This is a genomic window from Ruegeria sp. D6 (assembly GCF_056534365.1).
Genome location: NZ_JBQFPH010000001.1, coordinates 923,007 through 939,903, shown reverse-complemented (window position 1 = coordinate 939,903; position 16,897 = coordinate 923,007). Strand labels below are relative to the sequence as shown.

At 57.7% G+C, this 16,897-nt stretch carries 18 protein-coding genes and 1 tRNA gene; 10 read left to right on the top strand and 9 right to left on the bottom strand.

The features are described from left to right. Window positions 1-21 precede the first annotated feature (21 nt). A complete protein-coding gene (gene cls / locus ACR0A1_RS04660; RefSeq protein WP_170510213.1) occupies window positions 22-1,434 on the top strand; it encodes a cardiolipin synthase in 1,413 nt (470 codons plus the stop codon). Here cls and ACR0A1_RS04655 read toward each other — a convergent pair. Then, on the bottom strand, window positions 1,431-2,033 hold the full coding sequence (locus tag ACR0A1_RS04655; RefSeq protein WP_480866430.1) for a potassium channel family protein: 603 nt from the start codon (window positions 2,031-2,033) through the stop codon (window positions 1,431-1,433). The genes cls and ACR0A1_RS04655 overlap by 4 nt on opposite strands. On the opposite strand from ACR0A1_RS04655, the gene ACR0A1_RS04650 reads away from it, so the two are divergent. The 3 genes from ACR0A1_RS04650 to ACR0A1_RS04640 are packed head-to-tail and all read left to right on the top strand — an operon-like array spanning window position 2,032 to window position 6,114. After that, window positions 2,032-2,679, top strand: coding sequence for an ABC transporter ATP-binding protein (locus ACR0A1_RS04650; protein ID WP_480866428.1), 648 nt, complete (start codon window positions 2,032-2,034; stop codon window positions 2,677-2,679). The two genes, ACR0A1_RS04655 and ACR0A1_RS04650, sit on opposite strands and share 2 nt — an antisense overlap. Further along, complete coding sequence (locus ACR0A1_RS04645) at window positions 2,676-5,090, top strand: ABC transporter permease (protein WP_480866426.1); 2,415 nt, start codon at window positions 2,676-2,678, stop codon at window positions 5,088-5,090. Before ACR0A1_RS04650 ends, ACR0A1_RS04645 begins: the two co-directional genes overlap by 4 nt. Next, complete coding sequence (locus tag ACR0A1_RS04640; protein WP_480866424.1) at window positions 5,080-6,114, top strand: lipocalin-like domain-containing protein; 1,035 nt, start codon at window positions 5,080-5,082, stop codon at window positions 6,112-6,114. The genes ACR0A1_RS04645 and ACR0A1_RS04640 overlap by 11 nt, the downstream gene beginning before the upstream one ends. A gap of 33 nt (window positions 6,115-6,147) precedes the next feature. Here the strand turns inward: ACR0A1_RS04640 and ACR0A1_RS04635 are convergent. Continuing rightward, window positions 6,148-6,233 (bottom strand) — tRNA-Leu (locus ACR0A1_RS04635). Window positions 6,234-6,378: 145 nt separating this feature from the next. Here ACR0A1_RS04635 and ACR0A1_RS04630 point away from each other — a divergent pair. Further along, window positions 6,379-6,957 carry a YqaA family protein gene (locus tag ACR0A1_RS04630; protein ID WP_170393003.1) on the top strand — a complete coding sequence of 193 codons (579 nt, stop codon included), beginning with the start codon at window positions 6,379-6,381 and terminating at the stop codon, window positions 6,955-6,957. Continuing rightward, complete coding sequence (locus tag ACR0A1_RS04625) at window positions 6,954-7,418, top strand: disulfide bond formation protein B (RefSeq protein WP_170421771.1); 465 nt, start codon at window positions 6,954-6,956, stop codon at window positions 7,416-7,418. Before ACR0A1_RS04630 ends, ACR0A1_RS04625 begins: the two co-directional genes overlap by 4 nt. 3 nt (window positions 7,419-7,421) lie before the next feature. Here the strand turns inward: ACR0A1_RS04625 and ACR0A1_RS04620 are convergent, their stop codons facing one another. Continuing rightward, on the bottom strand, window positions 7,422-8,009 hold the full coding sequence (locus ACR0A1_RS04620) for an HNH endonuclease (RefSeq protein WP_170405905.1): 588 nt from the start codon (window positions 8,007-8,009) through the stop codon (window positions 7,422-7,424). A gap of 211 nt (window positions 8,010-8,220) precedes the next feature. Here ACR0A1_RS04620 and ACR0A1_RS04615 point away from each other — a divergent pair, with 211 nt between their 5' ends. Together ACR0A1_RS04615 and ACR0A1_RS04610 are read left to right on the top strand one after the other, a co-directional pair. After that, window positions 8,221-8,826, top strand: a complete 606-nt coding sequence (locus tag ACR0A1_RS04615) for an rRNA large subunit pseudouridine synthase E (protein WP_480561456.1) — start codon at window positions 8,221-8,223, stop codon at window positions 8,824-8,826. 31 nt (window positions 8,827-8,857) lie between these two features. Then, entirely contained in the window at window positions 8,858-9,283 is a 426-nt protein-coding gene (locus ACR0A1_RS04610; RefSeq protein ID WP_170392999.1) for a VOC family protein, read from the top strand. A gap of 4 nt (window positions 9,284-9,287) precedes the next feature. Here the strand turns inward: ACR0A1_RS04610 and ACR0A1_RS04605 are convergent, their stop codons facing one another. Genes ACR0A1_RS04605 through ACR0A1_RS04595 form a run of 3 tightly spaced genes read right to left on the bottom strand, consistent with a single transcriptional unit; the run spans window position 9,288 to window position 10,912 of the window. After that, window positions 9,288-9,590 carry a putative quinol monooxygenase gene (locus tag ACR0A1_RS04605; protein ID WP_170625868.1) on the bottom strand — a complete coding sequence of 101 codons (303 nt, stop codon included), beginning with the start codon at window positions 9,588-9,590 and terminating at the stop codon, window positions 9,288-9,290. A gap of 27 nt (window positions 9,591-9,617) precedes the next feature. Continuing rightward, window positions 9,618-10,283, bottom strand: a complete 666-nt coding sequence (locus tag ACR0A1_RS04600; RefSeq protein ID WP_170392997.1) for an alpha/beta fold hydrolase — start codon at window positions 10,281-10,283, stop codon at window positions 9,618-9,620. Continuing rightward, window positions 10,280-10,912 carry a DNA-3-methyladenine glycosylase family protein gene (locus ACR0A1_RS04595; protein WP_480866421.1) on the bottom strand — a complete coding sequence of 211 codons (633 nt, stop codon included), beginning with the start codon at window positions 10,910-10,912 and terminating at the stop codon, window positions 10,280-10,282. The genes ACR0A1_RS04600 and ACR0A1_RS04595 overlap by 4 nt, the downstream gene beginning before the upstream one ends. Window positions 10,913-11,010: 98 nt before the next feature. On the opposite strand from ACR0A1_RS04595, the gene ACR0A1_RS04590 reads away from it, so the two are divergent. Next, window positions 11,011-12,237, top strand: coding sequence for an MFS transporter (locus tag ACR0A1_RS04590; RefSeq protein ID WP_480866419.1), 1,227 nt, complete (start codon window positions 11,011-11,013; stop codon window positions 12,235-12,237). A 2-nt stretch (window positions 12,238-12,239) separates the two neighbouring features. On the opposite strand, the gene ACR0A1_RS04585 is transcribed toward ACR0A1_RS04590, so the two are convergent. The 3 genes from ACR0A1_RS04585 to cysS form a co-directional block, all read right to left on the bottom strand. Continuing rightward, window positions 12,240-13,016: a squalene/phytoene synthase family protein gene (locus ACR0A1_RS04585; protein ID WP_480866417.1), complete on the bottom strand. Its 777-nt coding sequence runs from the start codon at window positions 13,014-13,016 to the stop codon at window positions 12,240-12,242. Window position 13,017: 1 nt separating this feature from the next. Further along, window positions 13,018-14,652, bottom strand: coding sequence for a citramalate synthase (gene cimA / locus ACR0A1_RS04580; RefSeq protein WP_170562600.1), 1,635 nt, complete (start codon window positions 14,650-14,652; stop codon window positions 13,018-13,020). Between the two features lie 70 nt (window positions 14,653-14,722). Further along, window positions 14,723-16,327, bottom strand: coding sequence for a cysteine--tRNA ligase (cysS, locus tag ACR0A1_RS04575; protein WP_480866415.1), 1,605 nt, complete (start codon window positions 16,325-16,327; stop codon window positions 14,723-14,725). A 218-nt stretch (window positions 16,328-16,545) separates the two neighbouring features. Here cysS and ACR0A1_RS04570 point away from each other — a divergent pair, with 218 nt between their 5' ends. After that, complete coding sequence (locus ACR0A1_RS04570) at window positions 16,546-16,890, top strand: MmcQ/YjbR family DNA-binding protein (RefSeq protein ID WP_170405929.1); 345 nt, start codon at window positions 16,546-16,548, stop codon at window positions 16,888-16,890. Window positions 16,891-16,897 lie beyond the last annotated feature (7 nt).

Sequence of the window (16,897 nt, the reverse complement as noted above, 5' to 3'; positions counted from 1 at the left end):
AACCCGGATCGCTGCGCCCCGATGTGGACATTACTCGTCTCGTTTTTTCTGTTTTCACTCTATTGCGTAGCGGTCGTCTTTGCAGTTCGCGCTGCGCAGACTGCACGCACACCTCAAGGCGCGGTAGGCTGGGTTGTGTTCCTACTGTCGGCCCCGATGTTTGGCGTGCCGCTGTATCTATTCCTCGGTCACCATCGGTTCAGAGGATACCGGATCGCTCGGCAAGAAAGTGAGCGCGTCGTCGAAGGGATCAAGACCTTTGCCGATTTCTCGAAACCCGACCCTCAGACGATGCGAGTCAATCCTCGCGCGTTTGAAGCGTTGGCCCATTTGCCCGTCTCACGTGGTAATGGAGCCGAGCTGCTGATCGACGGCAAAGCTACGTTTGATGCCATTCTCGACGCCATAGATAAGGCCGAGAATTACGTTCTGATCCAGTTCTACATCGTCCGGGATGATGATCTTGGGCGAAGGGTGCGGGACCGGCTAATCGCCGCGGTCAAGCGTGGCGTACATGTTCGGTTCATGACCGACGCGGTGGGTAGCTATGGCCTGCCGTCCAGCTATTTTGAGACGCTGCGCCAGGCCGGTGTGGATGTTGCAGATCCCCGCGAACAACGCGGGCCCAATTTCCGGTTTCAACTGAACTATCGCAACCACCGAAAAACTGTGATCGTGGATGGCGATGTCGGCTTTATCGGTGGTCACAACATCGGCGTTGAATACTTGGGGCAAAGCCCTCGGTTCGGTCGCTGGCGGGACACGCATATCAAGATGACCGGCCACGTAGTACGGCAACTGCAATTGATTTTTACCGAGGATTGGCACTGGGCGCGCAACGAAGATCTGATCGACCAACTCGATTGGGCTGGAAATGAATCTGATCAGGACATGAATGCGCTGCTGGTGGCAACGGGCCCGGGCGACGAAACAGAAACCGGCGCAATGATGTTCTTTGCGGCCATCACTGAGGCGAAAGAACGGCTTTGGATCGCCTCGCCCTATTTTGTGCCCGACATCGACATCATGACCGCGCTACAGCACGCGGCGTTGCGTGGTGTGGATGTACGAATACTCGTGCCGGATGTCATCGACCATCGTCTGCCCTGGCTGGCCGCTTTTGCCTATTTCGACGAAATCCGAGACTGTGGCGCCCGTGTGTTTCGCTATACCGACGGCTTCATGCATCAAAAAGCGTTTGTTGTAGACGATACCTTGGCCGCCGTTGGCACCACCAATCTGGACAACCGATCTTTCCGTCTGAACTTTGAAGCGATGGCCCTGTTCTTTGACCGTCGCGCAGCAGAGGCCGTCGCCGCAATGCTGGAAACCGATTTTGAAGCAAGTTACGAATTGACCCGCAATTTGCCCCAGCAACCGTTCCACATCCGTTTTGGTGCGCCGCTTGCACGGTTGTTTGCACCGATCCTCTAGTTCAGGAACCGTTCTTCAAACACCCGCGTCATGAGGGCCACAAGGAACGCGGTTGACAGCCCAAAGGCCAGTAGGCCCGTGACCGATGCAAACGCTCCGAAGATGCGCAGCCCTTCGCCCAAGACGATGTCGCCGTAACCCAGCGTTGTGAACGTCACCAATGAGAAATAGAGGGCCGAATTCCAATCCGGCAGCACATCACCCCACACCCAGACAATCGCCCAGATCCAGACCTGAACCGTATGGGTCAGCACGATAAACACCAGCGCCACGCTGATCGGGCCTGCGGTTGCAAGGATAGTGCTGCGCGTCTCCCATTTCGCAACCAGTTTTCGGATGACCAGAACGCACCATGTCAGCAGCATGATTTCGATCAGAAAACAAATACCCAGATAGAAGCTGCCCCAAATGATTTGTTGCGACAATGTCATGTAAACGGCCTTTGTTCTGATCGCTGAAAACTGTGCAAGCATGGGGGTTTCGCGCGTTGCCGACAACCCCATGCGATGCGTAAGGCTGCGGCGAATAGAACCGATCTCGGCTCTGGACACTGGCGCGCCGCGTTGCACATTGTGACTGGACCAGATGAGAGTTTGCATGTTGCTATCAATTGATCACGTTCGAAAATCCTATCCCGGTGGGCGACCTGTCCTGACTGATGTTTCATTGACGCTGGAACAGGGACGGACCTTGGCTCTGATCGGAGAAAGTGGCAGTGGCAAAAGCACATTATTGCATCTGGTGGCGGCGCTGGATGGGTTTGATGGCGGAGAGATTACTCTGGACGGGCGCGCCATGTCGGCCCTGAATGATGCGGAACGCGCCGAATTGCGTCGCGGCACTCTGTCTCTGGTCTTTCAGCAGTTCAACCTGATCCCGTCGCTGACCGTTGCCCAGAACCTCTCGATCCATGCGCGGCTTGCGGGTCGGGACGACCCGGATTGGGTTGCCCACCTGACCGAGCGCCTTGGCCTGAGCGAATTGCAAGACCGCTACCCCGAGAACCTTTCGGGCGGACAGCAGCAGCGGGTTGCCATCGGACGCGCCATGGCGATCCGACCACGATTGCTGCTAGCGGATGAGCCGACGGGCAATCTGGACGAAACAGCAAGTGCGGTGGTGCTGGACCTGATGCTTTCATTGGTAGCCGATACCGGCGCTGCGCTCCTGCTGGTCACCCACTCGAATGACATCGCCAGCCGTCTCGACCGGCGTGCCCACCTGACGGGCGGGCATATCGCATGACACGCGCTGCGGTCCTGGCGCTGGTGTCCCATTGGCGGATGCACCCATTGCAATTGATGACGCTTCTGACGGGTATCGCGCTGGCAACTTGTCTGTGGTCGGCCGTGCAAGCCATCAATGCCGAAGCGCGCGCCAGCTATGAACGCGCCAGCGCCCAGCTTGCCATCGGACAATTCGACGAACTGCGCGCCTCCGGTTCCACGATCCCTCTTTCCCGCTACGCCGAGCTCAGGCGCGCAGGCTGGCAAGTGGCGGCCGTCTTAGAAGGCACGCTGCGCATCAAGGGCCGTTCCGTACGTCTGATGGGGGTGGATTTGGTGGCCTACCCTGTCCTGCCCGCGATCACCCAGATCGAGCAAGGCGCGGATGCCCCCGACCCAGCTGATATGCTGACAGCTCCGGGGCGGCTGCTGATGTCACCCGCCCTGGCCCCGCTGTTTCAATCTAGCGACGACTTCCCACCGGTGCTTTCCAGCACCGCGCTGCCACCTGATCTGGTGCTCACCGATATTGGAGTGGCCGAGCGTCTTCTGAACCGTCCCGGTCAGATTTCCCGTCTGGTGATCTTGCCCAATCAGCCCCGTGGTGTCCCGTCTCTGTCAGAACTTGCGCCTGAACTTCAACGCATTAGCCCCTCGGCCCAGTTGGATACCGCGCAGCTTACCGACAGCTTTCACCTGAACCTCTCAGCTTTCGGCTTGCTGTCTTTCGCCGTCGGCCTGTTCATCGTTCACGGAACGGTCGGCCTCGCCTTCGCGCAGAGGCGTGGCACTATCCGTACATTAAGGGCGTTGGGCCTTCCCATGCGGGGCCTGATCTGGATCGTTCTGGGTGAATTGCTTCTCTTGGCCCTGATCGGTGGCCTGTTCGGGTTAATCCTGGGGTATTTTCTGGCTGGAGCCTTGTTGCCTGATGTCGCCGCCACGTTGCGCGGCCTCTACGGGGCAACAATCGACGGGCAGATGTCATTACGCCCCCAATGGGTCGCCGCAGGTCTTGCGATGGCAATAGGCGGCACGTTGGCGGCCAGTGGCCACGCTCTTTGGCGACTTTCGCGCATGCCCATCCTCGCAGGGCCGGGCTTACAAGCTTGGCGTGGCAGTAAAGCCTCGGCCCAGATTACGGGCGCGTGTGGCCTAGCCCTGCTAGCAGTGGGCTTTATCGCATATTTCACAATCGGCGGACTTATCGCAGGGTTTGCCTTGCTTGCCGGGATGCTGACCGGAGCGGCCTTGTTGCTGCCGCTCGCACTGTCAGGGATATTGACCTTGTGCCTGCGCCGGGCCCGCACGCCTGTTGGTCAATGGGTGCTCGCGGACATGCGGGCGCAATTGCCCGGTCTGTCACTTGCGCTGATGGCCTTGCTGCTAGCGCTCGCCGCGAATATCGGCGTGGGCACAATGGTTTCAAGCTTCCGCCTCACCTTTACTGGCTGGCTCGATCAACGGCTGACCTCCGAACTTTACGTGACCGCAGCCGACAATGCACAAGGCGCAGCCCTTATCGATTGGCTCGCCCCAAGGGCGTCAGCTGTCCTACCCATTCGCAGCACCGAATTGCCGCACGAGACCGGGCCGTTGTTTCTGTACGGGATTGTTGATCACGATAGCTATCGCAATAACTGGCCACTGATCGCCAAGGATCCCGACGTCTGGGACAACGTCCTGTATCGCGGCGCCGTACTCATCAACGAGCAACTCGCACGACGCGCGGATCTGTGGCCCGGAGATACCGTCGCGATCACACCCGAGCACAGCTTGCCGATTGCAGGTGTCTATTCCGACTACGGGAACCCGACAGGTCAGGCCATCGTCGCAATGCCGATGCTGGATCAGATTGCCCCGGATACGGATACACGCCGCTTTGGCATTCGCATCGCACCGGATCAGGCCTCGGAGCTGGCACAGGCGTTGCGTGACCAATTTGACCTGCCTCCATCGGCAGTTGTGCAGCAGGCCGCTATGAAAGCGCAATCGATGGCTGTTTTTGAAAAAACTTTCGTCGTCACCTCAGCGCTGAATGTGCTGACACTGGGCGTTGCGGGGTTCGCGATACTCACCAGTTTGCTGACATTGTGGACCCAGCGCCTGCCTCAGGTCGCACCGGTCTGGGCGCTGGGTCTAACGCGCGCGCAACTGGCCAAGCTAGAGCTTCTGCGCAGTGTCCTGCTTGCGGTGATGACTGCTTGCTTTGCCCTTCCATTGGGCCTTGTATTGGCATGGGTGCTGCTGGCCGTGATCAACGTGCAGGCCTTCGGATGGCGCTTGCCCATGTATTTGTTCCCAACTGATTGGCTGAGCTTATTCCTGCTGACTCTGGTTGCCGCCGTGCTCGCAGCGGCCCTACCCGCATTACGATTGCTCCGCCTACCACCTGCTGCGCTGTTGAGGGTTTTTGCCAATGAACGTTAAAGCCTTCATTCTGTTCATCCTCCTTCCAATTCCCGGTTGGGCGCAGGGTTATGCCGGGTTGGGCGGCAATGCGGATGGCTTTACGCGTCCTGAACCGGGCTACAGCTTTCAGTTTCCGCAAGATCACGGCGCCCATCCGGATTATCGGATTGAATGGTGGTATCTGACGGCAAACCTCAAAGACGCAGAGGGTCGCGACTATGGCATACAATGGACCCTGTTCCGATCGGCCCTGAAACCATCCGAAGCTGACGGCTGGCAAAGCCCGCAGATCTGGATGGGCCATGCCGCGCTCACAACGCCAGAAACACACTATTTCGCCGAACGACTCTCTCGCGGCGGTGTCGGACAGGCTGGCGTAACGGCCCATCCGTTTGAGGCATGGATCGATGAATGGCACATGCGCGGCGATGATTTGGAAACCCTCAGCCTGACAGCAAACGGATCAGACTTTGGGTATGATCTGAACCTGAAGGCCCAAGGCCCATTGGTGTTTCACGGGGCCGAGGGGTATTCGGTGAAATCCGCCGATGGTCAGGCAAGCTACTACTATTCACAACCCTTCTACTCGGTCGAGGGCACGCTCCACCTGCCCAACGAAGATGTCGAAGTCGCCGGCCAGGGTTGGCTGGATCGCGAATGGTCTTCGCAACCCTTGGCCGAAGATCAAAGCGGCTGGGACTGGTTCTCGCTCAGCTTTGACGACGGTGACAAGCTGATGGCCTTCCGCCTACGCGGGGATCGAGGGGATTTCACGGCCGCTACGTGGATTGAGCCTGATGGGCAAACGACCCCCCTACCTGACGGCTCAGTCCTGCTAGAACCCCTTGAAACCGCCCGCGTGGCACAACGTGACGTTCCGATCAAATGGCAGGTGTCGTTGCCGGATCGCGGGATCGATGTTGAAGTCGATGCCATAAGCCCGAAGGCTTGGATGGGAACCCGGTTCGAATACTGGGAAGGCCCAATCACCATCACAGGTAGCCACACAGGACGCGGATATCTTGAGATGACGGGGTATTGAAGTTGAACTTCAGCAATATATTCAGAATTGCTGTGGTGCCCAAGGAGAGACTCGAACTCTCACGCCCGTGAAGGCGGGGGATTTTGAATCCCCTGCGTCTACCATTCCGCCACTTGGGCCACGAACACTGGATTAGCGCTCTACCGAGAGAAGGTCCAGAGGCAAAAAACAACCACTGCCCTGAATGTTTCATCGAAGGAGGTTGACGGTCAGTCGGGTGCATGGTTTGGCTTGCCGCAGCGGTTACCAGGATACTTATTCTTCATGTTGCGATCCCTTTATGACTGGACCATTCGTCTGGCCGAACATCCTCATGCGCTCTGGGCGCTGGCTGTTGTGGCTTTTGTCGAAAGTTCGTTTTTTCCGATCCCACCCGATGTTTTGATGATTCCCATGATCCTTGCACGTCCGTCGCGGGCCTGGCTGATCGCGACGGTCGCCTTGGTTGCCTCGGTGCTGGGTGGGATATTGGGTTATGCAATTGGGGCATTCTTTTACGAAAGCCTTGGGCAGCCTGTTCTGGAAGCCATGGGCAAAGCCCACGCAATGGAAGAGTTCAATACCCGCTTCAATGATTTCGGCTTCTGGGCCGTGCTGGCGGCTGGTGTGACGCCTTTCCCATATAAGGTCATCACCATCATGTCGGGCTGGACCGGGATGCCGATTGGGACGTTCATAGCCACCTCGATCCTGGCGCGCGCCTTGCGCTTCTTTCTTGTGGCAGGGCTGCTGTGGAAATTTGGGGAACCAATCCGTGACTTCATCGAAAAACGGTTGGGTTTGATGTTTACCCTATTCATAATCCTACTGTTTGGCGGCTTTCTTGTGGTGAAATACTTATGACGCGCAAAAGACTTCTGGTTCTGGTTGCCGCATCCGGCTCGGCCGCGTTGCTACTTGGGGCTTGGGGCTTTCAGTACATCGGTGGGCTAGCGCCGTGCAAAATGTGCATCTGGCAGCGGTATCCCCATGGTGTCGCAGTGATTCTTGGTGCTCTAGCCTTTGCCTTCCCGGGCGTCCGCCCCCTGCCCCTACTAGGCGCTCTGGCGGCGGCCACAACGGCGGGAATAGGGTTTTACCATGCTGGGGTTGAGCAAGGCTGGTGGGAAGGCCCATCGACCTGCACATCTGGTGATATCGGCGGCCTGAGTGCAGAAGAGTTAATGGATCAGATCATGTCCGCCCCGCTTGTGCGTTGCGATGACATCCCGTGGGAGATGTTCGGGATTTCCATGGCGGGCTGGAATGGATTGATTTCGACGGGTCTGGTCCTGATCTGGATCGCAGCCTGGCGCGCGCGCTAGGGTTTATAGCTGATCCAGTTCGGCATCCCAGTAGAGGAAGTCGATCCAGCTTTCGTGCAGATGGTTCGGGGGGAACTTCCGACCGATATTGCGCAAAGCTTCAGCATCCGGCTGACGCGGCGGTTTATTCAGTGACATTCTGGCCTGTCGCAGGGATTTTGAGCCCTTGCGCAGATTGCACGGGCTGCACGCTGCAACGACATTCTGCCAACTTGTGACCCCGCCCGCAGCGCGCGGTACAACATGATCAAAGGTCAGGTTTTCACGGCTGCCGCAGTACTGGCATTTGAATTCGTCCCGCAAAAATAAATTAAAGCGCGTGAAGGCCACGCGCTTTCTGGGTTTTACATAGTCTTTCAGGACAACGACCGAGGGTATTCGGATCTCGGTACTGGGACTGCGGACAACCTCGTCATATTCCGCAACAATATCCACCCTGTCCAGCCAGGCAGCTTTGATCGCCTCCTGCCACGGCCATAAAGACAACGGGTAGTAGGAAAGAGGTCTGTAATCGGCGTTCAAAACCAATGCCGGATGATGCTTGAGCGCACCGGTTTCCCTGACAAATTCGGTCCTGAAGTCTCCGTCCATAACAGAATCGCTCCTCGCTCTGTACTGCCCGTTTGTGACATCAGAGCGGGGAACACCCGCCCCGGCCTTAAGTTAACTATATATCGTGTTAAATCTCTGACAAGTGCCGAGTTCACACAACATCTCGGGTATTGGTTAGGCCGAATGCGTAACAGATAAGTGACACTTATCCACAGGTTGCGCAGATGTGGTCTGCAAGCTATGGCGGGGCATGTCCTGGTTCATCCGTTTCAACAAACCATACGATGTGTTGCCGCAGTTCACCGACCGCGCAAATTCTGACTCGCCCCGCAGCACGCTGTCGGAATTCATCGACCTGCCCGGTGTCTATCCTGCGGGACGCTTGGACCGGGATAGCGAGGGTTTGATGCTGCTGACTGACAATGGGCGATTGCAGGCGCAGATATCAGACCCCAAGCACAAGATGCCTAAGACATACTGGGTTCAGGTCGAAGGCATTCCCGACACAGCGGCACTAAAGGCGTTGCGGGAAGGTGTTGAACTTAAGGATGGCTTGACGCGCCTCGCCAAGGCGCGGCTGATTGACGAACCCGAATGGCTGTGGCCACGCACCCCACCGATCCGGGTTCGCCAAACGGTGCCCGACAGTTGGGTTGAACTGACGATTAAAGAGGGCCGCAACCGTCAGGTTCGCCGGATGACAGCCGCAGTCGGGCACCCAACTCTGCGCCTGATCCGAGCCCGTGTTGGAGATTGGACTTTGGACGGCCTTGACCCCGGTCAGTGGGAAAGCCTGCCGATGCCAGCTGTTGACGCTGCACCGTCGCGCAAGCGGGACCGCCGCCCGCGCCGGTGACAAAAACTGCGTGATGTGATAGGCTTAGGGCATGAAGGTAACACCGGATATCCCTGCCCCGTCTGCCATCCTGGAAGCCGCGCTGTATGTCGACGATCTAGATGCGGCCGAGGATTTCTATGGTCAGATATTGGGGCTAGAGAAAATCCAGCGCGTCACCGATCGCCATGTGTTCTATCGGATCGGCGGGTCCGTCCTGTTGCTGTTCAATGCCAGCGAAACCGAGAAACCGCCAGGAAACCCCGATCTGCCAGTCCCACCGCATGGGGCGCGCGGTCCCAGCCATGTTTGCCTTGTCCTGAGCCGCGATGAAATCACCGTGATGCGCAAGCATCTGTTGGACTGGAACATCCCTGTCGATGCCGAGTTCGACTGGCCCAACGGAGCCCGGTCGCTCTATGTACGAGACCCTGCAGGCAATTCGGTCGAATTCTCGGAAGGAAGGCTGTGGGAGTGATCGATCAGCGAAGCGGCTGCTTCTCGCCCCCGATCACACGGTAGATTTCGCTAGAGACAACGCCGACCTCACCAAGTGCCGCCTGAAAAGCAGCCATATGAGGGGTCGCGAAATGGGCCTCAAGCGCGGCCTGATCCTGCCATTCCTCATAGACCCGAAAGCGGGTCGCCTGACCCAGGATTTGACTGAATTCATAGATTAGGCATCCGGGTTCTTTCAGAGTTTCCGCAACCATTTCCTGCGCGGCAGCAATGGCTATCTCGACCGCTGCATCTGAAACTTCGACCACTCCTGTCACGATCAGCATCATGCTCTCCTTAGATCGCCCCGCAAGTCAGAGGCTCAGCTTATCCCGCATGAAGGCCAGCGCAACACTCAAGCCATCCGGAGCAATCCCGTGGCCGGTGCCCTTCATTATATGGGCATAAACCTCTTTGAACCCGGCCGCCTGAAGTGCCTCAGCTGCTTCTGGCAACGATTGCGGCGGTACAACGTCATCAGCATCGCCATGCACCAGCAGGATCGGCATGCGACTTACGGTTTCGTCTGGCAGCAAATCAGGTTCCAGCAAACGTCCCGAGAACGCTACGATCCCCGCCACTGGGTCCTCGCGGCGCGGGGCTACATGTAAGCTCATCATCGTGCCCTGGCTGAAACCGAACAGCACTACCTGCTCTGGCAGGACATCCTCATCCACCATCAGCGCATCAAGGAACGCGTTGAAATCCTCAACTGCCATTTCCATACCCCGTCGGGCTTCCTCCTCGGATGAGCCATCAATCCACGGGATCGGGAACCACTGGAAACCGTTGGGCATACCGATGATCTGTTCAGGCGCGTCCGGAGCTACAAACAACGTATCCGGCAGATGCTCGCCTAACGGATCAGCCAGCCCCAAAAGATCGGCTCCGTTTGCACCATAACCATGCACAAACACCACGACCGAGCGTGTGTCGCCTGAAACCGGCTCTTTCCTGAGCGCGTTCAAAACCCGTGTCATCTGATCCCTTCTCTGTCTTTTGCGACCCGGTAATAGGCCCACAGCACCCGCGCCGCAACCGATCGCCATGGCGACCAGGCTTCAGCCATCTGGCGTAACTCTTTGTCTTTTGGTCGTTCTGACAATTCATAGAGGATGCGTGCAGCTTCCTGTAAGGCCAGATCGCCCGGTGCAATCACATCGGCGCGACCCAGCGAAAACATCGCATAAATCTCGGCGGTCCAGACACCGATTCCCGGTACCTCGGTCAGAATTGCGACCACTTCGTCATCTGGCGTATCACGCAACGCTTTGTAATCGATCCGCGCTTCGGCCAAGGCGCGGGCATAGCGAATTTTCTGACGGCTGAGACCCACAGCGCGCAGATCATCATCAGTGGCCCACATAATCTTGCGCGGACCGGTCAGTTTTGCGTCCTGCAGCCTCTTCCAGATTGCGTTTGCCGAGGCCACGCTGACCTGCTGACTGACAATCGCGCTGAGCAATTGGGCGAACCCGTCGGGCTTGCGCCTGAGTGGCAGGGGTCCGGTTTGCTCCATCGCATAAGCCATCCGGGGGCAAGCCTCAGCCAACCACTCGGCCCCTTCGGTAACGCAGTCCGGTGTTTCGATGATGCGTCCGACGGACATGCGCTCTCCGATAAGTGATCCTTGTCCGCACGTTAGGCGGATGTGCCGCATATGCAACCCGCTTGTGCCAAGTCTCAATCGTAGATAACCATTCGCCCATGACAATGATCGCTGCCACCCCTGACGATAGTCAGGCCAAACGCAACGTCGCCGTTTTGGTGGCAGCACAGGCAATCCTGGGTGCACAGATGCCGATGATGTTCATCGTCGGCGGGCTGGCAGGCCAATCGCTGGCCAGCAACGCTTGCCTTGCGACGCTGCCGATTTCACTGATCGTTCTGGGTTCAATGCTGGCGGCCACGCCGATTTCAGCCATCATGCAACGCTGGGGACGCCGTGCCGGGTTTCTTGTGGGATCAACCGCAGGTGCCGCAGGGGGCGTTATCGGGGCTTACGGCCTTTATCTCGGCTCGTTCCCGATCTTCCTGATCGGCAGCTTCCTGACCGGCATATACATGAGCGCACATGGCTTTTATCGCTTTGCAGCAGCAGACACCGCCTCTGATGCATTTCGGCCCAAGGCGATCTCATACGTCATGGCCGGAGGGCTTGCGGCGGCGATCATCGGCCCTCAGATCGTCAAGCTGACCTCGCAGGCGTATGTGGTCCCGTTTTTGGGCACTTATCTGGCGGTGATCGCGATCAACGTAATCGGCTCAGCCCTGTTCTTCTTTCTCGACATCCCTACTCCGCCGAAACCGACCGAAGATGAACCCAAAGGTCGCACACGGCTGGAGTTGCTGAAAACTCCACGCATCGCAGTAGCGATCATCTGCGCAATGGTTTCCTACGCGCTGATGAACCTTGTCATGACCTCTACGCCTTTGGCCGTCGTCGGGTGCGGATATACCGAAGGTGATGCCGCGGATATCGTCACCAGCCACGTACTGGCGATGTACATTCCCAGCTTCTTCACCGGCCACCTGATCGCGCGGTTTGGGGTCGAAAAGATCGTAGCTCTCGGTTTGGCAATCCTTGGCGGCGCAGGCATTTTCGCCCTGCAAGGTGTTGATCTAGGTAACTTTTTCGTCGCCCTGATCCTGCTTGGCATCGGATGGAACTTTGGCTTCATTGGCGCCACCAGCATGTTGGCAGACTCGCATGAAGTGCACGAACGCGGGCGAATGCAGGGCCTGAATGACTTGCTGGTGTTTGGCGGCGTGACCTTTGCTTCGCTTGCCTCTGGCGGATTGATGAACTGCTCGGGCGGTTCAGCGGTCGAGGGTTGGACGGCCGTAAACCTCGCCATGATCCCGCTGCTGACCCTTGCAGGTGGCGCGCTGCTGTGGCTGGTTCTGAGGCCTTCGGACCCACAAACCGTCTGACGTTACCAGCGCCCGGTCGCTGCCGTTTTCATCAGGGTAAACCGACGTCGGATTTCACCCTGAGCCAACGCACCTGCGGCCACCCGGTCCGGTCTGGCCAATGCAGTCCGCAACACCCATTCTGTCTGCCACCCCGCATAGAGCGCAGGCCGTGCTTGTGCCGAGATCTCGTTGCGGGTGGACCGCGCTTGCGCCAATCGGTCCAAAGCCTTCTGCGCCAGCGCCCGAACCCCGTCATGGGTTCCGTCCAGCAAAGGAATGCGCCCACGTGCCTCAAGCTCGGGAATTGCGCGCAGCCAATTCGCGATCCCCGCTGCATATCCGAAATCACGCAGAACAGTTTCATCCGCCGAACCCAAAGCCTGCGCCGACACCACCATTAATGTTCCAGCGCTATGGGCAATATAGGCGTCAAAATGCGCCTCATCCTCGAACGGATCACGATAGATATCCCAACGCCTTACGGCCACATATTCATCCAGCAGCGCTGCCAGATGCGGAGAAATCACGCGCGACACAGGTGTGACAACCTCGTGCCGACGAACAGATGGACCTTCGGCAATCTCTTGCAAGGCATCGCGCCACCATTGCAGCCGCATCTCGGCGATCATGCTCTCTTGCGTCACCCACGGGGCACGGGCCACCTCGACGTTCAGCGCATAAATCGGGAACAAAACTGCCCGTGCCTCAACTGGCGCGGCCATGGCAGCCATAAAGCGATCGGGATCGGCCCGATGAACCAGCGCAGCACAAGCCTTGATGTCGTCGTCGAACTCCACCTTATTCGGCGGCCGCTGACTGCGGGGCGCAATCGCTCACCAGTTTCCACTGAATCGCATCCAGCAGCGCTTCGAACGAGGCATCAATTATGTTCGCACTCACCCCAACCGTAGACCAGCGCCGCCCTTGCCCGTCTTCGCTGTCAATGATCACGCGCGTGACCGCCTCGGTCCCGCCCTGAGTGATGCGCACCTTGAAGTCGACCAGCCGCATATCCGACAGTATCTGCGAATACTGCCCCAAATCCTTAGCCAGAGCTTTGGCAAGCGCGTTCACCGGACCGCGATCGCTACCGCTTTCATCCAGCGACTCACTTACTGACAGCTTCTTCTCGCCATCCACTTTCACAACAACAACCGCTTCGGACAGGCTGACCATCTTGTTGTATTTGTTTTTCCGGCGTTCAACGGTCACCTTATAGCGCTTGACCTCAAAGAATTCGGGCAATTGCCCCAACTCATCCCGCGCCAGCAGCTCAAAACTAGCCTGCGCGGTGTCGTAGGAATACCCCTCGGCCTCGCGCAGTTTTATCCGCTCAAGGATACGTCCCAACGCCGGATCGCCCGCTTCTACGGCCAATCCCGCATCGGTCAGACGTTTACGCAGGTTCGATTGCCCAGCCTGGTTCGACATCGGAATGATGCGCGCATTTCCAACACTTGCCGGATCGATATGCTCATAGGTTGTCGGGTCCTTGAGGATCGCGCTGGCATGCAGCCCGGCCTTATGCGCAAAAGCCGACGCGCCCACATAGGCGCTCTGCTTGCTGGGCACTCGGTTCAGGATATCATCCAGCATCCGGCTGATGCGCGTCAGCCCGGCCAGCGCCTCGGGCATCACTCCGATCTCATAGCACGAGGCATAGGGTTCTTTCAGCATCAGCGTTGGGATCAAAGCGGTCAGGTTGGCATTGCCACAGCGCTCTCCCAACCCATTCAACGTACCTTGAATCTGCCGCGCCCCCGCATCGACTGCAGCCAGCGAGCACGCCACTGCGTTCTCGGTGTCGTTATGCGTATGAATGCCCAGCCGATCCCCCGGCAGACCGGCCGCAATCACCTCGGATACGATCCGCCCGACCTCTGCCGGCAATGCTCCGCCATTGGTGTCACACAGAACCACCCACCGTGCCCCTGCATCGAGCGCAGCGCGGCAGACTTCAACCGCATATTCCGGGTAGTCCTTGTAGCCATCAAAAAAATGCTCGGCATCAAACAGAGCCTCCCGCCCCTGCGCCACGATATGCGCGACCGAGGCGCGAACGTTCTCGGTGTTTTCCTCCAGCGTGATACCAAGCGCGTGGGTCACGTGGTAATCGTGCGATTTCCCCACGAGACAAACGGCTGGTGTTCCCGCGTTCATAACAGCAGCCAGAACGTCATCATTCTCAGCCGACCTGCCCGGGCGTTTGGTCATTCCAAACGCTGTAATACAGGCCGACGTCTCAGGCGCGCTCTCAAAAAACGCACTGTCGGTCGGGTTCGCTCCGGGCCAACCCCCTTCGATGTAATCAATCCCCAGCGAATCCAACGCCTGCGCAATCTGCACCTTCTCGGTAGTCGAAAACTGCACACCCTGAGTCTGCTGCCCATCACGCAGCGTGGTGTCATAGAGGTAGAGGCGTTCTTTGGTCATTTGTTTGGCTCTTTGGCTAGGCTCGAAGGCACCCGTTCACAAACTGTGAACTAGAACTTTGAGTTAATACTTACGTCTTCGCGAGCAGGTCATTGAAACTCCGTTCTCCAAGCGCGCGCGCATCTTTCAACTGCCTAATCGTCTGGCCTAGTAGATCGTCCTTGCTCCGCTGGAATGCTTCTTCTGTCACGACACCGTCGGGGGTCCTAGTTGAAACGACTGTTAATACGTTAAGAAGTTCCCAATCGTAACCGTCTTTTGTGTCCTTCACTTTGAAACCTATTTCGCTCAAGACTTTGTCTCTCAGATCAGTTCTCAGATCAAAAATGTTTCCCGCGACCTCTTTTTCCCCAGCTTTGATTAGACCTTTCGCTTCACTTTTTATGTTGGTTAGCAAAGCCTCCCAGAGTTCGATTTCTTCCGAGAAATCTCCAACTTGAAGTTTATCGCGGTCATTAATCCATACACTCAAATCACTTGTCAGCAGCCCTAGCAACTGCCCACTCGCCAACAAACCAGCGGCGTCTCCGTCCGCCGCCAGGCGATGCAGTTCCGCGATGGCACCTGCCGTGTTCAAATCGTCCGAAAGCGCATCGATAACCGCAGGTGCTGCGGTGGCGGCGGGCTCGATGCCCGCTGTCAGCGCCCGCCACTTGCGCAATGTTGCCTCGGCTTCGCGCGCTTTTTTCTCGGTCCAGTCCATCGGCTTGCGATAATGGGTCTGCAGGAACACAAATCGGATCACCTCACCCGGCACGCCCTGTTCCAGCAGGTCGTGCACAGTGAAGAAGTTGCCCAGCGATTTGGACATCTTCTTGCCCTCGACCTGTAGCATCTCATTATGCATCCAGACACGCGCGAATTCGCCATGCGGGTGGGCACATTTGCTCTGAGCAATCTCGTTCTCGTGGTGCGGGAACATCAGATCGTTGCCGCCACCGTGAATATCAAAGCTCTCGCCCAGCAATTCATAGCTCATGGCCGAGCATTCGATATGCCACCCCGGACGCCCCCGGCCCCATGGGCTGTCCCAGCCGGGCAACTCATCGGTCGACGGCTTCCACAGCACAAAATCCATCGGGTTCTTCTTGTAAGGCGCGACCTCGACCCGCGCCCCGGCGATCATGTCATCAACCGACCGCCCCGACAGCGCACCATAGTGTTCCTTCCAGCTGTCCACCGCGAACAACACGTGACCCTCGGCAGCATAAGCGTGCCCCTTGGCCATCAGGTCTTCGATCATCGCAATCATCTGCGCGATATACTCTGTGGCGCGTGGCATTGCTTTTTCATGGCTGCCATCGAGGATGGATGGCTTCAGCGTGCCAAGCTTACCCATATCATGAAGATACCAGCCGATGGTTTCGTCCGAACGTTCCTGCACCAACTGTTCCAAAGACCCGTCAGCCCCAGCCTTCTTGCGCGACAATGCGGTGGCGTTGATCTTGTCATCCACGTCGGTGAAATTGCGCACATAGGTCACGTGATCAGCACCGTATACATGCCGCAACAAACGATAGAGCACGTCGAACACAACCACAGGCCGTGCGTTCCCCAGATGCGCCCGATCATAGACCGTCGGACCACAGACATACATCCGCACATTATCGGGATCGATCGGCGCGAAATCCTCTTTCGTCCGTGTCCTTGTGTTGTGCAGTTTGATCGTCGTCATCGGGTCGTGCTCCTGAAACAGCATATACGTCACGCGTTGGCGCGGGCTTAGCAACTTGTCTCAGAGATGAAAACGAAAGAAACCGGCCCGCTTGAGAAATCAGCAGGTAATGCAGCAGATAATGATGCAAGTTTTCCGGTTCATGCGCTTTGCCTAGCACGGGATTGATGCTGAGCCAAGCCTTGAGTTTCAACCTCCACAGAGGCAGTCTGCCCACCATGACCCGTGATTACGTCAATTCCGTATGCGCAGACCTGCCCGGTGCCGAACTTTCGGACCCTTGGGGTGGCGGCCACGACGCATGGAAAGTTGGCGGCAAGATGTTCGCCTGCGTCGGCTCGGTCGGGGATGGTGTATCGGTCAAGACTCCCGACATTGAGACCGCGCAGATGTTGATCGACGCAGGGATTGGCACCAAGGCCCCGTATTTTCACCGCAGCTGGGTTCGCCTGCCGTGGGAAACTGACGCCGACGAGATGCAACATCGCCTGATCACCTCATACGATATCGTCCGTGCATCGCTGACCAAGAAGATACAGGCGAGTTTGCCGCCGCGAAGCTGATTGACAA

What these genes read in the sequence shown, in the direction of transcription:
- cls (WP_170510213.1), top strand. Translation starts at nt 22, where the DNA reads ATGTGGACATTACTCGTCTCGTTTTTTCTGTTTTCACTCTATTGCGTA.
- ACR0A1_RS04650 (WP_480866428.1), top strand. Translation starts at nt 2,032, where the DNA reads ATGTTGCTATCAATTGATCACGTTCGAAAATCCTATCCCGGTGGGCGA.
- ACR0A1_RS04655 (WP_480866430.1), bottom strand. Translation starts at nt 2,033, where the DNA reads ATGCAAACTCTCATCTGGTCCAGTCACAATGTGCAACGCGGCGCGCCA.
- ACR0A1_RS04645 (WP_480866426.1), top strand. Translation starts at nt 2,676, where the DNA reads ATGACACGCGCTGCGGTCCTGGCGCTGGTGTCCCATTGGCGGATGCAC.
- ACR0A1_RS04640 (WP_480866424.1), top strand. Translation starts at nt 5,080, where the DNA reads ATGAACGTTAAAGCCTTCATTCTGTTCATCCTCCTTCCAATTCCCGGT.
- ACR0A1_RS04630 (WP_170393003.1), top strand. Translation starts at nt 6,379, where the DNA reads ATGTTGCGATCCCTTTATGACTGGACCATTCGTCTGGCCGAACATCCT.
- ACR0A1_RS04625 (WP_170421771.1), top strand. Translation starts at nt 6,954, where the DNA reads ATGACGCGCAAAAGACTTCTGGTTCTGGTTGCCGCATCCGGCTCGGCC.
- ACR0A1_RS04620 (WP_170405905.1), bottom strand. Translation starts at nt 8,009, where the DNA reads ATGGACGGAGACTTCAGGACCGAATTTGTCAGGGAAACCGGTGCGCTC.
- ACR0A1_RS04615 (WP_480561456.1), top strand. Translation starts at nt 8,221, where the DNA reads ATGTCCTGGTTCATCCGTTTCAACAAACCATACGATGTGTTGCCGCAG.
- ACR0A1_RS04610 (WP_170392999.1), top strand. Translation starts at nt 8,858, where the DNA reads ATGAAGGTAACACCGGATATCCCTGCCCCGTCTGCCATCCTGGAAGCC.
- ACR0A1_RS04605 (WP_170625868.1), bottom strand. Translation starts at nt 9,590, where the DNA reads ATGCTGATCGTGACAGGAGTGGTCGAAGTTTCAGATGCAGCGGTCGAG.
- ACR0A1_RS04600 (WP_170392997.1), bottom strand. Translation starts at nt 10,283, where the DNA reads ATGACACGGGTTTTGAACGCGCTCAGGAAAGAGCCGGTTTCAGGCGAC.
- ACR0A1_RS04595 (WP_480866421.1), bottom strand. Translation starts at nt 10,912, where the DNA reads ATGTCCGTCGGACGCATCATCGAAACACCGGACTGCGTTACCGAAGGG.
- ACR0A1_RS04590 (WP_480866419.1), top strand. Translation starts at nt 11,011, where the DNA reads ATGACAATGATCGCTGCCACCCCTGACGATAGTCAGGCCAAACGCAAC.
- cimA (WP_170562600.1), bottom strand. Translation starts at nt 14,652, where the DNA reads ATGACCAAAGAACGCCTCTACCTCTATGACACCACGCTGCGTGATGGG.
- cysS (WP_480866415.1), bottom strand. Translation starts at nt 16,327, where the DNA reads ATGACGACGATCAAACTGCACAACACAAGGACACGGACGAAAGAGGAT.
- ACR0A1_RS04570 (WP_170405929.1), top strand. Translation starts at nt 16,546, where the DNA reads ATGACCCGTGATTACGTCAATTCCGTATGCGCAGACCTGCCCGGTGCC.